Consider the following 12854-nt stretch of genomic DNA (forward strand, 5'->3'; position numbering starts at 1 on the left):
GCCGAATACTCAACGCTGACACGAAGGGCACCAGAACCGGATCCGCTCGCCCTGGCGGTCGGAGCGCACGGTGGTGCCGCAGCGTCGGCAGGGTGAGCCGTCGCGTCCGTAGACCCACAGGTGGCGGCCCCGCCGGGTGTCGCCGGTGGTGCAGCGTGTCGAGCGCAAGCGGTTTGCCCACAACATCTGACGGGCCAGCGCCACGAGCCGGCCCGGATCGCCGATGTCGCCGACCGGGGCGGTCGGCAGACGGCCGATGACGAAGCACAGCTCGTTGCAGAAGACGTTGCCGACTCCGGCCATCACCGTCTGATCCAGCAGCGCCGACGCCACCGGCCGCTGCGGATCCGACATCAGGCGAGCGGTGGCCGCTGCCGGATCCCAGTCCGCGCCGAGCAGATCCGGCCCCAGGTGGGCGACGGCCGCACCGTCATGACGGCGGTCCAGCACCTCCAGGATTCCCAGATCGATACCGGTGGCTCGGGTGGAGCCGGCCTCCAGGATGATGCGGACCCGATGGTCGACGGAGCGGTGCCCGATCCGCCAGCAGCCGTCCATCTTCAGGTGGGAATGGATGCTGGACGAGCCGACGCGAATGAAGAGATGTTTGCCGCGGCTGACCACCTCGTCGACCCGCTGACCGCTCAGATCGACCCCGGCATACCGGGGCACCCGGATATCGCAGCGGGTCAGGGTTTTGCCCGCCAACGCCGTGGCGAGCATCGTTGCGGCGCGAAACACCGTGTCACCCTCGGGCATCAGCGCATCCGTAAGCCCCGCGGCGTCCGGGAGAATCCGGCGTCGGTCAAGGCGTCCAGCGTCGGCGAATCGCGGACCTCGAGTACCGGAACACCGTCGAGGCGCTCGACGAGGATCCCGGCGACCCGCCGGTCGGCGATCAGCTGGGTCAGCGCCCCCGCGGCGGCGCGCTGCGACTCGGCGTCATCGGCGAAGTTCAGCAGCGACCGGCCGCCGCGCTCGACGAACCACACCAATTCGCCGTCCACCAGCACCACCAGCGCGCCCGCCTTACGGCCCGGCCGGGCGGTCCCGGGATGCGCCGGCCAGCTCAGCGCCGCACCGTAGGGATTGGCCGGGTCGGCGGCAGCCATCGCCACCGCGTGATAGTCGGGCCGGGCCGGATCGAGGCCGTCGAGGTACCCCCGCAACCGGTCAACGGTGGAGGCCAGGGCGAACTGCGCCGCCCCCAGTGACTCGATGAAGTAGCCGCGCTGGCATTGCCCGGCATCCTCGAACGCGGTCAGGACTTTATAGAGGGTCGCAAAGCCGCCCGGCACCGCTTCGGCGGCGACCGCCCCGCGCGTGAGCACTCCGTACCGGTGCAGCAGCAGTTCGGCGGTGTGGTGCGCGCGCAGCGTCGAATCCTGTTCGGGGGCCGGCAGGGCCGACCACCGTCCGGCAACTGCCGGGTCGGGGGCGCGGGCCGCGGCGTGCATGACGCTGTAACGGCTGCGCCGGGGCGGGCGTGCGCTGCGATGCGCCGGCGAGGCGCGCCGGGTGCCGGCCAACACCGCCCGCACCGGTGCGAAGGTGTCGCCGGTAACCCAGCCCGCCCAGATCAGTTCCCACAGCGCGGCTTTGAGATCGGCCTCGCTCGCGTCGCCGCACAGCTGGCGGAAGAAGAACGCGCCCCCGCCGCGCAGCGCATCCAGGATCATTCGGTGGCTGTCGCGGAAATCGAGGGGTGCGCCAGGCGCCAGGGTCAGTGGGGCCGACTCGGCGGTGTGAAAGCAGATCCAGCCGTCGGCTGCCGGACCACTGCCGGCGGGGGCGCCCGCACCCGACCAGAGCACCTCCCCGGATGCCAGCAGCTCATCGAGCATGGCCGGCGAATAGTCGCGCACCCGCTGCCCGAAGATCAACGGTTCGACCGCCGACGCGGGCAGTGGGACGCCGCTCAGTTGCTCGATCACCCCGGCCAGCCCGTCGACACCGCTGGTGACGGCATCCGGCCCGCCGAGCTGCTGCCAGGCCGGAAGGAAGCGGCCATAAGCGCCCGGCGAGACCGGCTCGATGGCCGAGCGCAGCGCGGCCAGTGACCGGCGGCGCAGGATCCGCAACACCTCGGCGTCGCACCACTGGTCGCCCGCGGAGTCGGGAAAGTCGGCGAATTCCCCGCGCACCACCCGGCCGTCGGCGGCCAGGCGTCCCAGCGCATCGGCCGCCACGCGAACCCCCAGACCGAAACGGTGTGCGGCCTGCCCGGTGGTGAACGGCCCCCGGGTGCGGGCGAAGCGGCCCAGCAGCTCGCCCAGCGGATCGGCGACCGGCTCGGTGAAGCCGGCCGGAACCCCGGGCGGCACCGCGACTCCCAGGCCGTCCCGCAGCCGGCCGATGTCCTCGATCGCCACCCACCATCGGTGGCCGGCGAACGCCACCGTCAGCACCCGCCGGGCACTGTGCAGATGCTCCAGCCAACCAGCGACCTCGGCGCCGGCGGCCCGGGCGCTGATCTCTTCGGCGGTGAGCGGACCGAGCAGCCGCAGCAGGTCGGCGACCCCCTCGGCATCACGGGCCGCCTTCTCCGGTGTCAAATGCTGCAGTTGCGCGGTGACGCCTTCGACCACCGCGGCATCGAGCAGTTCGCGCAGCTCGACCCGGCCCAGCAGTTGCGCCAGCAGCGTGGGGTCCAGCGACAGTGCCGCCGCGCGGCGCTCGGCCAACGGGCTGTCGCCTTCGTAGATGAATGCCCCGACGTAGCCGAACAACAGCGACGCCGCGAACGGCGACGGGGTCGCGGTCTCCACCTGCGACACCCGCACCCGGCGTTGGGCGATGCGGGTCATCAGCGCGGTCAGCGCGGGGACGTCGTAGACGTCCTGGAGGCATTCGCGCACGGTTTCGAGCACGATCGGAAAAGCGGGGTACTTGCGTGCGACGTCGAGCAGTTGAGCGGCCCGCTGGCGTTGCTGCCATAACGGCGTGCGGCGGCCCGGGTGCCGGCGCGGCAACAGCAAGGCCCGGGCCGCGCATTCGCGGAACCGGCTGGCGAACAGTGCCGAACCGCCCACCTCGGCGGTGACTATCGGCTCGATCTCGTCGGCGTCGAACACGAACAGCTCGGCTCCGGGGGCCTCGGTGTCGGCGGCGTCGGGCAGCCGGACCACGATGCCGTCGTCGGAGGCGGTCGGCTTCTCGTCGATGCCGTAGCGCTCGCGCAGCCGGCGGCCCACCGCCAGCGCCAGTGGCCCGTGTACCCGCAGCCCGTACGGGGAGTGCAACACCACCCGCCAGTCACCGAGCTCGTCGCGGAACCGCTCCACCACCAGCGCGGTATCGGTGGGCACCGTTCCGGTCGCGGTGCGCTGATCGTCGAGCAGGCGCCTCAGATTGTCCGTCGCGTAGGAATCGAAGCCCAGATTCGCGCAGCGCCGATCGAATGCCGCGCTGTCCAGGGCGGCCAGCTCGCCGGTGAAGGCGCCCAGCGCGGCGCCCAGCTCGGCCGGCCGCCCGACACCGTCGCCGTGCCAGAACGGCAGCCGGCCGGGCTGTCCGGGCGCCGGAGCGACCAGCACCCGGTCATGGGTGATCTCGGTGATCCGCCAGCTGGTGGCGCCCAGTGCGATGACATCGCCGGGACGCGACTCGTAGACCATCTCCTCGTCGAGTTCGCCTACCCGGGAAGGCTTTTCCGAACCCGCCAGGTACACCGTGAACAGTCCGCGGTCGGGGATGGCGCCGCCGGAGGTGACGGCCAGCCGTTGGGCGCCGGGCCGGCCGGTGAGGGTGCCGTGATCCCGGTCGTAGACCAGCCGGGGCCGCAGCTCGGCGAATTCGGTCGACGGGTATTTGCCGGAAAGCAGATCCAGCGTCGCCTCGAAGACCTCGCGCGTCAAAGTGGCGAACGGAGCGCTGCGGCGGACGGTGTCGAACCACATTTCGGTGTCCAGCGGCTCCAGAGCGGCCGCGGCCACGGTGTGCTGAGCCAGGATGTCGAGCGGATTGGTCGGCACCGACAGGGTCTCGATCTGACCGGCCAGCATGCGCTGCATCGCGACCGCGCAGCCGAGCAGATCGGTGCGGTGCTTGGGAATCAGTACCCCCGAGGAGATTTCGCCCACCTGGTGGCCGGCGCGACCGACGCGCTGCAGACCGCTGGCGACCGACGGCGGCGCCTCGATCTGGATCACCAGGTCCACAGCGCCCATGTCGATGCCCAGCTCCAGGCTCGAGGTCGCCACCACCGCGCGCAACCGCCCCGTCTTGAGGTCCTCCTCGACATCGGCCCGGGTCTGCAGCGACACCGAGCCGTGGTGCGCCCGTGCCAGCGGGGCCGTCGGGGCGTCGGCGCACCGCTGGGCGGCAATCTCGTTGATGCGTGCGGTGAGTCGCTCGGCCAGGCGCCGCGAGTTCGCGAACACGATGGACGACCGATGCGCTTCGATGAGGTCGACGATGCGCTCCTCGACCTCGGGCCACACGGTGCCCTCGGCCGGGTTGGCCATGTCCGGTACCGGGACCTGAACCGTCAGCTCGAACGTCTTGGCGGCCGGGGGAGCCACGATCGTGGTGGGCGACTGCCCGGACAGGAACCGGGCGACCTCCTCTGGGGGCCGCACGGTGGCGCTCAACCCGATCCGCTGGGCGGGCCGGGCCTGGTGGCGCTCCCCGCTCGCGGCGGCCAGCGCGTCGAGTCGCTCCAACGACAGCGCCAGGTGGGCGCCGCGCTTGGTTCCGGCGACCGCGTGCACCTCGTCGACGATCACCGTGCGCACGCCGCTCAGCGTCTCGCGCGCCGCGGACGTGAGCATCAAAAACAGCGACTCCGGGGTGGTGATCAAGATGTCGGGCGGGTTGGCGATCAACGCCCGGCGCCGCGCGGGGGGCGTGTCGCCGGAGCGCACTCCGACGGTGATGCCCGGAGTGGGCAGGTCGCGGTGCGCGGCCATCCGGGCGATGCCGGCCAGCGGAGTGCGCAGGTTGCGCTCGACGTCGACCGCCAGCGCCTTGAGCGGCGAGATGTAGAGCACTCGGGTGCCCCCGCCGGGCTCGGTGGTCAGTTGGTCGAGCGCCCAGAGAAACGCTGCCAGGGTTTTGCCGGATCCGGTGGGGGCGACCACCAGGGTGTTGTGTCCGTCGGCGATCGCCGACCAGGCTTGCTCCTGCGCCGCGGTGGGCTCGGTGAAGGTACTGGTGAACCAGTCCCGGGTCAGCGCCGAGAAACGCGCCAGCCCCGCGGGGGCTTCTCGGGCGTGCGGGCTCATCTGGCCATCGTGCCAAGTTCTGCGCGGCGATGCCCGGTGCTGCGGTTTCAGGCCGGGGGTGGCCGGGTATCCGCAGCCCAGTCAGCTGGGGGGCAGGCATGAAGATTCTGGATGAGACGGCGGCGCCCGTCCGACCGATATTCACCGACGTTATGCCCGGCGCCCGGATGTCGCCGCCGGAAAGGCCGTGTCGCGACTGGACGTGGACCAACTGGGCGCTGTCGCTGCTGACCGCACCGGCTGCTGCGCTGTTGATGGCATTTGCGCTGGCCAGGGTCTCCGGTATGGCGCTGTGCACCCAGGCGGCCTGCCCGGAACTGAAGGTGCACGGGGCGTTGTTCGGTCTGCTCTACCACGGCGCGGCGGCAGTGGCCGCCGTCACGCTGTTCCTCGCGTTCTTCTGGGCGACGTATCGGCGCGGGATCGCGGTCTGGGTGTCCGGTTGGGCGCTGCTGCTGGCCGACCTGGCGGTCTTGCTCGTGGTGTTCTGAGGCACCGACCGCGCAATCATTCCTCGATGGTGAAGAACGACTCGCCGTCCTCGGGGGTGCCGGAGACCTGAGCGCGGTGCCGACCCCCGGCTCCCTCCTCGGGCACCTCGGCGGCCGGGTCGGCGGGGGGACGGATCACGTCGGGCTGTTCGGCAGCCAGTTTGTCGTCCAACGACTCATGGAGCGTCGAATAATCGCCCTGCCAGCTGTCCGGTGCGGTGACGGTCGCGTCACCGTCGTCATTGCGGAGTTCGTCGGAGTCGGTGGCCTCCTCCGGCGGAAGTGTGTCGTAGCCGTCGGGGTCCCCGGCGTCGAGGTCGGGCCGGTCGGTCATCGTCTCTTCCACCCTCTGGTCTCAATTGGCGATGGGCCATTGCGCCCGACGCGGCTCGGGCGTCATGTAGCCCACCCCGCGCACGGTATCGACGATCGAGCTGGGTTGGGCCCCGAGTTTGGCGCGCAAGCGCTGGATGTGCACGTCGACTTTTCGCCGGCTGCCCTCGCCGCCCCATACCTCGCGGAGCAGCCGGGTACGGGTGAACGCCTGGCCGGCATGCTGCACCAGATAGCTGAGCAGTTTGAACTCGGTGAGGGTGAGGCCGAGTTCGCGGTTGGCCAGGGACGCGGTGAAACTGTCCGGGCGGATGACCAGCGCCCCGAATCGCACTGCGCTGTGGGCTGATCCGCTTCGGCGCGCCAGCGCCCGGTGTAGGCGCGCGTTGGCCTCAAGCGGACCGGCGGTCGACACCAGTACGTCGTCCACCGGCCAGTCGAGGTCAACGGTGGCGAAGTCTTCGGCGGTCACCACGGCCACGACCGCAGGCCCGAGGTCCCAGGCCGCGATCTTGCGACAGCTCTCGCGGGCACTGCACACGTCCGAGGATCCGTCCACCACTACCGCTTCGGCGTTGTGGCAGTCAGCCGGCCCGGCGACGGCCAACGGTCCGCGGACCAGCGAATGCCCGAAGGCGCGCAACCCCGACAGCGACTTCTCGAACTCGTCGCTGTCGGTCAGTAACAGGATCTCCATGGTTGGCTCCGACTCGTGGATGCATTCGCCGTCAAGGCTTTCAGTACTGGTTTTAATACCCGATTTGCCGGGTGCGTAACCGCCCGGAAGTAGCGACAGACCCGGCCCGCCTGGCAGACCGGGCCTGTCCTCCCCTCGGGCTACTGGTGGGTCTGTTGGCGCGCTTCGGCGGCCTTCGCGCCCGCCTGGGCCGACTCCGCCTCGGCCTGGTGCTTGGCGGCATCGCGCTGCGCCTCGCCCTTGTCCTGCTGCGCCCGGCCCTCGCGGACCGTCTCGTCGTCACCGGTAACGGTTCCGATCACTTCCTTGGCCTTGCCCTTGACACCTTCCACGGCGCCTCGGACGCCGTCCTTGGTGGCGCGGCTCTTCTCGTCGGACATACATGCTCCCTTCGTAATGTGGCGGGCCTACGCGGTTCCCGGGTCCGCCACAATGGCAGGGCTTCCCGGGCTTCCGCGCGCTCAAACGTTGAACCCAGCGTTGAATCTTCTTGACGCAGCGGGCATCAGCGCGGACGGTGGGAGACGTGGAACCATCGCAATCTGCTCACCGCGGTGATCGGCTGGGGCAGGAGGATGAGGAGGTCCGGGCGGCCATCCGATTCGCCGGGCTGGTCGTCGTCGCGGCGTTGGTGTTCGTCGTCGTGGCCGTGCTGTGGGTGGGTTCCTGCGACCCGGCGTCGGCGTCGGCCGGGTGCGCACGGCCGTATCGGATCGTGCTGGCCGCCGGCGCTCCGGCGATCCTGGGCGCCGGCGCGCTGCGGGCCTTCGCGCGTACCTACCGGGTCTGGCGGGAGCGGGGCACATGGTGGGGCTGGCAGGGCGCGGGCTGGCTCCTGCTGACCTTGATGGTCGCCGTCGTGATGATGAGCACCGTACCGATCATCGGCATGGGTTGACCGCGGTCGTCGTCCCTGATCATCGCCCGACACCTCGCTGTTGTGTCGCTGTGAACCTGCTGCGGGACAGGGCCTGACCCAAGCGCATCGGCATACGATGGTTGGCAGGTCGCGGTCGGGGGCGCGCCCGGAAAAGCGGTGGAGTTCCCGGGGCGACCTTTACGGTCTGCGCACACGAGGAGGATCGCGATGGGCGACACATTTCACGACCCCGTCGACCATGTCCGGACGACCCGGCCCCATGCGGGCCGCGCCATGATCGACGTGTTGGGCTGGCCCGGTTACTCCCTGCTGGTGGTGGGGATGGTGGCCGCAATCGCCTGCCTCGCCGCATTCGGAACCGGTCATGAGCGTCAGGGGGTGGAGGTGGCGGTTTTGGCGGTGCTCGCGGCCAGCCTCGGCACGGTATGGCTGCTGTTCGAAGATCGCCGGATCGGCAGGGTGAACCGGCAGTGGCACATGGCTCACGCTGAGGCGCCTCGGCAGCCCTCCAGACGATAACCCGGGGGGTCACGGCGGCCCGGCCGGGCGTCCCGGCCGGGCCGCTGCGTGGCGGGGGCGGGGATCAGGATTGAACTACGCGGTCAGGGGGTACAGACGTTCCATGACTGATCTTTGGCCAGTCGGCGTGCGATGTTGACGGTTTCTGCAGAAGGCGGGATGCGACAGGGCCTGCGGGCGAGGGTGGTGAGCAGTCGAGTGACACGCAGCAGTAGTCTCGGTCCGATTCCGCCGGGAGGCCTCATGACCGACATCCACAGTGACCCGACCCAGCGGGCGTGCAGTGAGCGGGCAGTTGAGCTGCGGGTCTCGCCCAGACTGGAAAGTCTGGCAGTGGTGCGCATGCTTGTCGGTGCGATCGCCACATTCGAGGATCTCGACGTCGACACCGTCGCCGACCTGCGGCTGGCGATCGACGAGCTGTGTACCCAGCTGATCCGCAGCGCGGCGCCCGGCGCCATGCTGACGGTGGTCGTCGACCCGCACGACGACAGGGTCACCATTCAGGCGTCGGCAGCCGGTGACGGGGCCGGCGTGCTGGCCCCGGGGAGTTTCAGCTGGCACGTACTGACCTCGCTGGTCGACGACGTGCAGACGTTTCGGGGCGGCCATGAGTCCGACAGCCCGGGTGAGGTATTCGGGGTTACGCTGACAACCCGCCGGGCGGACTCCGAGCGGTGACTCCGCGTGCCGCCGACAGCGGCTCACAGTCCGGCTCGGAGTATTCCGATGTCGGCGATATGTTTCGGGAGCTGGCGCAATACGAACCCGGGTCGCCGGACTTCCGCAATCGCAAAGACAAGATCGTCGAACGGTGTCTGCCACTGGCGGATCACATCGCTCGCCGCTTCGAGGGACGCGGCGAGTTGCGAGACGACTTGGTTCAGGTCGCGCGGGTGGGTCTGGTCAACGCCGTGACGCGCTTTGACGTCGAGACCGGCTCGGATTTCGTCTCTTTCGCTGTGCCGACCATCATGGGCGAGGTCCGCCGCCACTTCCGCGACAACAGTTGGTCGGTCAAGGTGCCCCGCCGGCTCAAGGAACTGCACCTGCGGCTGGGCATGGCGACGGCTGAACTGTCCCAGCGACTGGGCAGGGCGCCCACCGCCTCGGAACTGGCGACCGAGCTGGAGCTGGGCCGTGACGAGGTGGTGGAAGGACTGGTCGCGGGAAGCTCCTACAACACGCTGTCCATCGACGGTGGCGGCAGTTCGGATGAGGACGACGTCCGTTCGATCGCTGACACGCTCGGTGACGTCGATGCCCGGATGAACCGGATTGAGGATCGAGAGGCTTTGCGGCCCTTGCTGGAAGCCCTGCCGGAACGTGAACGCACCGTGCTGGTGCTGCGGTTCTTCGAGTCGATGACCCAGACGCAGATCGCGGAGCGGGTCGGTATCTCGCAGATGCACGTGTCGCGCCTGCTGGCAAAGTCGCTGGCGAAGCTGCGCGACCAGCTGCAGTAGGGCTCAGCTGCTGGCGGTCAGGCCGCGGGTGGCCGGACCTTCCAGCAGGGTGCCGTCGGGGGCGAAGCGCGAGCCGTGCAGCGGGCACTCCCAGGCCAAGTCGGCGTCGTTCCAGGTGACGATGCCGCCCAGATGCGGGCAGACCGGTGAGAGGCGGTGCTCCACGCCGTCCACCCGGCACTGGGCCTGCAGGTGCCACGGGGGACCGCTGACCACACCGGCGTCCTTTCCCAAGAAGTGCTGGCCGATGTGTGTCGTCGGCGTGATCCAGCCCTTGGCCAGATTGAGGCCGACAGCGAAATTGGCCGCCGCGGCCTCGGGCAGCCCGCGGAGCTCACGAGGACTCCAACTGGCGAACGCCCGGTCCCACTCGGGTCGCTCGCCCAGCAGCCGGCCCGACAACGCCAGCGCTGCGGCTGCCCCGTTGGTCATGCCCCATTTGTTGAAACCCGTCGCCACGTACGTGGTGTCGTTTCCGGGCAGGATGGGACCGACGTAGGGCAGCTCGTCGACGGGGGCGTAGTCCTGCGCCGACCACAGGTGCGTGCGGGTCGCGCCCGGGTAATGCCGGACTGCCCACGACTCCAGTTCGGCGAGCGCATCGATCGGGTACTTCTCGCGGCCGACGGTGTGCCCGGCCCCACCGACCAGCAGGCGCCGCGAGCCGTTGACCGGTGCATAGCGCAGCGATCGGGTCGGCGAATCGGTGGAGATCATCATGGGCCGGGTGATCTCGCCGGGCACGTCGAACGCCATGCAGTAGGACCGGCTGGGTTTGACCCGGGCGAAGTACCCGCCGCGGTCCAGGATCGGGATGCCGGTGGCCAATATCAGTTGGTTGGCATGCACCTCGGTCTGGCCGCGCGGGCCGTTCACGTCCAGGTGAAGGCCGCGGTGTTTGCTTGAAACACGTTGCACACGTGCATGTTCCAGAAGTTGTCCGCCATGTGCGAGCAGTTCGGCGCGCAGAGCGTCCAGGAAGGGCATCGGGTCGAACTGTGCCTGCTCGGCCAGTCGCACGCCGCCGTGGTAGCTGAACGGTACGTCGGCGTGCGGCTCCCACGTCACCGGCAGCCCCAGCGCGCGGCAGGCCTCGAACTCCGCGCGCGCGGCCGCCACGCCGCGCTCGGACTGCGCGAAGCTGTAGGCGTCCTCACGCTGGACCGCGACCCCGGCCGCCGCGCAGAACGCCAGCAGCCAGTCCTGTCCGGCGCGGTTGCCCTCCAGGTACTCCCCGGCCAGGCGTTTGCCCTGTTTGGCCCAGATCGCCGACAGTTGCGTGCCCTGCAGCAGACTGATCTTGGCCGTGGTGTTGCCGGTCGCGCAGGAACCGACGGTCCGGGCCTCCAGCACCAGCACGTCGCGTCCGGCCCGCGCCAGCAGCACCGCGGTCATCAGACCGGTGATACCGGCGCCTGCCACCACCACGTCGGCGAAGCCGGGCAGGTCTTCGGCGGTACCCGAGTGCGGTGAGGTCGCGATCCGGTCGGCGAGCCACAAGGACGTCATGTTCGATCAGTACCCCGCGCGACGCCGGTGAAACGTGCCGGTTTCGGACCTATCCGGGTGGGTATGCGACCGAGCGGGTTCGGAGCCGGACTCATCATCGACCGGGGAGGGGAAACCCATGGACGCATTGAGCTTTCTGCGCGCAGACCACGAAAGCGTATTGGGGATGTTGGAGGTTCTCGACGGCGCGTCGCGCGGCGACGGTGCGCAGCAGAGCGGGTTGGGGACCATGGTCACCAACCTGGTGATCGCCGAGTCTCAACACGAGGCGGTCGAGGAGCAGCTGTTCTGGCCTGCTGTGCGTGCTGCGCTCGACGACGGAGACCATCTGGCCGACCACGCCATTGCGCAGGAGGAGGCCGGCAAGCAACTGCTGCAAGAGCTGGAGAACGGCCACCCCGGCGAGCCCGAATTTCACCGTGCGCTCGAAGAATTCATCGCCGCGGCCCGCGAACACATCAGTTACGAGGAGACCATCGTGTGGCCGCCATTCGCTGCGGCGGTCGGTACTGAGGAGCTCGAGAAGCTGGGCGACAGAATGCAGGCCGCGAAGAAGATTGCCCCGACCCGGCCGCACCCCAACGCCCCGTCGGGGGGCCTGGCCCAGAACACGGTGGGCTTGGCCGCCGCCGCCGCCGACCACCTGCGCGACCGGCTCAGCGGCCGGGCTGCCGACAACCCGCCCGACGCCCCCAAGAGCTGAACCGGCGGGCGCTTGGGGGCGAAGGGTAGATCTGGTATTGCCTGGTATTACGTTGTGGCGCTGTGCTGTTCGTGTGCGAAGGGCTTTTCCGCATGGACCGCGGGGCTACCCTCGGGGTTGTCCTGCGGGCCGCGGTTGCGTCGAACGGAACCGTCGAGCCACTCTCGAGTCGGCGTCTTGATGTACTCCCACTCCATGCCCTGCGGCCACGGGCCCTGGCCCTGGTTCCAGGGACCGCGGCTGGACTCCCCTTCGGAGAGGTTGAACGCCACGTTCTGGAAGCGCTCGTCGCCCGGCGCCTGGCCGGGCGGGAAGTTGACCGGCAACTCGTTGAGCGCGGCGGTGAACTGCTGGAAATGGGTGACTTCGCGGGTCATCAGAAAGGTCAGGGTGTCCTGGACCCCGGGGTCATCGGTGAACTGTTTGAGGTATTCGTAGACGACCTTGGCCCGCGACTCGGCGCCGAGGTTGCTGCGCAAGTCCACTGATGGGTCGCCGTTGGCGTTGATGTAGGCGCCGGTGAACGGGGTGCCCGCGGCGTTGCTGACGTGCGGCCCCCCACCGGTCTCCACGAAGTGCAGCGGATTGAGGGCGACGTGGTGCAGGAGCTGCTCTCGTCCGTCGTGGCTGGACACCGCCGGCATCCAGTCGCAGCGCTCATTGGCATTCTTCAGATCGTCGTTGAGGCCGTCGAGCAGCATGGTGATCAGCGAACCGACCATCTCGAGATGGCTCAGCTCCTCGGTGGCGATATCCATGAACAGGTCGTACATCTTCGGATTCTTGCGGCGCAGGATGAACGCCTGGGTGAAGTACTGGATCGCCGCCTTGAGTTCGCCGTTCTCGCCACCGAACTGCTCCTGCAGCAGCCGGGCGAATCGCGGGTCCGGCCGCTCGACCCGGACCTCGAACTGCATCTCCTTGTTGTGCACGAACATGGTGACTCCCTCGGGCAATGCTGGATTGTTCACTGCGGCGTACCCGCCTGCGCCACGGCCAAACCTTGCGGCGGAGACCGGCGAACGCCGGTG

General features: G+C 69.4%; 13 protein-coding genes. 6 read left to right on the top strand and 7 right to left on the bottom strand.

The annotated features are described in order from the left end of the window. Nucleotides 1-9 precede the first annotated feature (9 nt). Complete coding sequence (nei2, locus tag AWC02_RS06370) at nt 10-759, bottom strand: endonuclease VIII Nei2 (RefSeq protein WP_085127936.1); 750 nt, start codon at nt 757-759, stop codon at nt 10-12. After that, nucleotides 759-5225 carry an Lhr family helicase gene (locus tag AWC02_RS06375; protein ID WP_085127937.1) on the bottom strand — a complete coding sequence of 1489 codons (4467 nt, stop codon included), beginning with the start codon at nt 5223-5225 and terminating at the stop codon, nt 759-761. The genes nei2 and AWC02_RS06375 overlap by 1 nt, the downstream gene beginning before the upstream one ends. Before the next feature lie 98 nt (nt 5226-5323). Between AWC02_RS06375 and AWC02_RS06380 the strand changes: the two genes are divergently transcribed. Beyond that, entirely contained in the window at nt 5324-5716 is a 393-nt protein-coding gene (locus tag AWC02_RS06380) for a hypothetical protein (protein ID WP_085127938.1), read from the top strand. A gap of 16 nt (nt 5717-5732) precedes the next feature. Here AWC02_RS06380 and AWC02_RS06385 read toward each other — a convergent pair whose 3' ends face one another. From AWC02_RS06385 to mbp1, 3 genes are all read right to left on the bottom strand, one after another. Further along, on the bottom strand, nt 5733-6050 hold the full coding sequence (locus tag AWC02_RS06385) for a hypothetical protein (RefSeq protein ID WP_085128078.1): 318 nt from the start codon (nt 6048-6050) through the stop codon (nt 5733-5735). A 21-nt stretch (nt 6051-6071) separates the two neighbouring features. Then, on the bottom strand, nt 6072-6746 hold the full coding sequence (locus tag AWC02_RS06390; RefSeq protein WP_085127939.1) for a winged helix family transcriptional regulator: 675 nt from the start codon (nt 6744-6746) through the stop codon (nt 6072-6074). A 140-nt stretch (nt 6747-6886) separates the two neighbouring features. After that, on the bottom strand, nt 6887-7126 hold the full coding sequence (gene mbp1, locus AWC02_RS06395; protein ID WP_085127940.1) for a microaggregate-binding protein 1: 240 nt from the start codon (nt 7124-7126) through the stop codon (nt 6887-6889). A gap of 146 nt (nt 7127-7272) precedes the next feature. On the opposite strand from mbp1, the gene AWC02_RS06400 reads away from it, so the two are divergent. From AWC02_RS06400 to AWC02_RS06415, 4 genes are all read left to right on the top strand, one after another. After that, on the top strand, nt 7273-7644 hold the full coding sequence (locus tag AWC02_RS06400) for a hypothetical protein (protein WP_085127941.1): 372 nt from the start codon (nt 7273-7275) through the stop codon (nt 7642-7644). Nucleotides 7645-7833: 189 nt separating this feature from the next. After that, on the top strand, nt 7834-8145 hold the full coding sequence (gene usfY, locus AWC02_RS06405) for a protein UsfY (RefSeq protein ID WP_085127942.1): 312 nt from the start codon (nt 7834-7836) through the stop codon (nt 8143-8145). Between the two features lie 243 nt (nt 8146-8388). Beyond that, nucleotides 8389-8826, top strand: a complete 438-nt coding sequence (locus tag AWC02_RS06410) for an ATP-binding protein (RefSeq protein WP_085127943.1) — start codon at nt 8389-8391, stop codon at nt 8824-8826. Next, nucleotides 8823-9611 (top strand): RNA polymerase sigma factor SigF, encoded by a 789-nt coding sequence (locus AWC02_RS06415; RefSeq protein ID WP_085127944.1) that lies wholly within the window; start codon nt 8823-8825, stop codon nt 9609-9611. Before AWC02_RS06410 ends, AWC02_RS06415 begins: the two co-directional genes overlap by 4 nt. Before the next feature lie 3 nt (nt 9612-9614). On the opposite strand, the gene AWC02_RS06420 is transcribed toward AWC02_RS06415, so the two are convergent. Beyond that, the gene (locus AWC02_RS06420) at nt 9615-11120 is read right to left on the bottom strand and encodes an FAD-dependent oxidoreductase (RefSeq protein ID WP_085127945.1); all 1506 of its coding nucleotides are present in this window, start codon (nt 11118-11120) and stop codon (nt 9615-9617) included. Nucleotides 11121-11238: 118 nt separating this feature from the next. Between AWC02_RS06420 and AWC02_RS06425 the strand changes: the two genes are divergently transcribed. Beyond that, nucleotides 11239-11823, top strand: a complete 585-nt coding sequence (locus AWC02_RS06425; RefSeq protein WP_085127946.1) for a hemerythrin domain-containing protein — start codon at nt 11239-11241, stop codon at nt 11821-11823. Between the two features lie 47 nt (nt 11824-11870). Here AWC02_RS06425 and AWC02_RS06430 read toward each other — a convergent pair whose 3' ends face one another. Beyond that, nucleotides 11871-12761, bottom strand: coding sequence for a manganese catalase family protein (locus tag AWC02_RS06430; RefSeq protein WP_085127947.1), 891 nt, complete (start codon nt 12759-12761; stop codon nt 11871-11873). Between the last annotated feature and the right edge of the window lie 93 nt (nt 12762-12854).

Source organism: Mycolicibacter engbaekii (assembly GCF_002101585.1).
GTDB classification, from domain to species: domain Bacteria; phylum Actinomycetota; class Actinomycetes; order Mycobacteriales; family Mycobacteriaceae; genus Mycobacterium; species Mycobacterium engbaekii.

Coding starts and splice junctions, on each gene's coding strand:
- nei2 (WP_085127936.1), bottom strand. CDS start 759: ATGCCCGAGGGTGACACGGTGTTTCGCGCCGCAACGATGCTCGCCACG.
- AWC02_RS06375 (WP_085127937.1), bottom strand. CDS start 5,225: ATGAGCCCGCACGCCCGAGAAGCCCCCGCGGGGCTGGCGCGTTTCTCG.
- AWC02_RS06380 (WP_085127938.1), top strand. CDS start 5,324: ATGAAGATTCTGGATGAGACGGCGGCGCCCGTCCGACCGATATTCACC.
- AWC02_RS06385 (WP_085128078.1), bottom strand. CDS start 6,050: ATGACCGACCGGCCCGACCTCGACGCCGGGGACCCCGACGGCTACGAC.
- AWC02_RS06390 (WP_085127939.1), bottom strand. CDS start 6,746: ATGGAGATCCTGTTACTGACCGACAGCGACGAGTTCGAGAAGTCGCTG.
- mbp1 (WP_085127940.1), bottom strand. CDS start 7,126: ATGTCCGACGAGAAGAGCCGCGCCACCAAGGACGGCGTCCGAGGCGCC.
- usfY (WP_085127942.1), top strand. CDS start 7,834: ATGGGCGACACATTTCACGACCCCGTCGACCATGTCCGGACGACCCGG.
- AWC02_RS06410 (WP_085127943.1), top strand. CDS start 8,389: ATGACCGACATCCACAGTGACCCGACCCAGCGGGCGTGCAGTGAGCGG.
- AWC02_RS06420 (WP_085127945.1), bottom strand. CDS start 11,120: ATGACGTCCTTGTGGCTCGCCGACCGGATCGCGACCTCACCGCACTCG.
- AWC02_RS06425 (WP_085127946.1), top strand. CDS start 11,239: ATGGACGCATTGAGCTTTCTGCGCGCAGACCACGAAAGCGTATTGGGG.
- AWC02_RS06430 (WP_085127947.1), bottom strand. CDS start 12,761: ATGTTCGTGCACAACAAGGAGATGCAGTTCGAGGTCCGGGTCGAGCGG.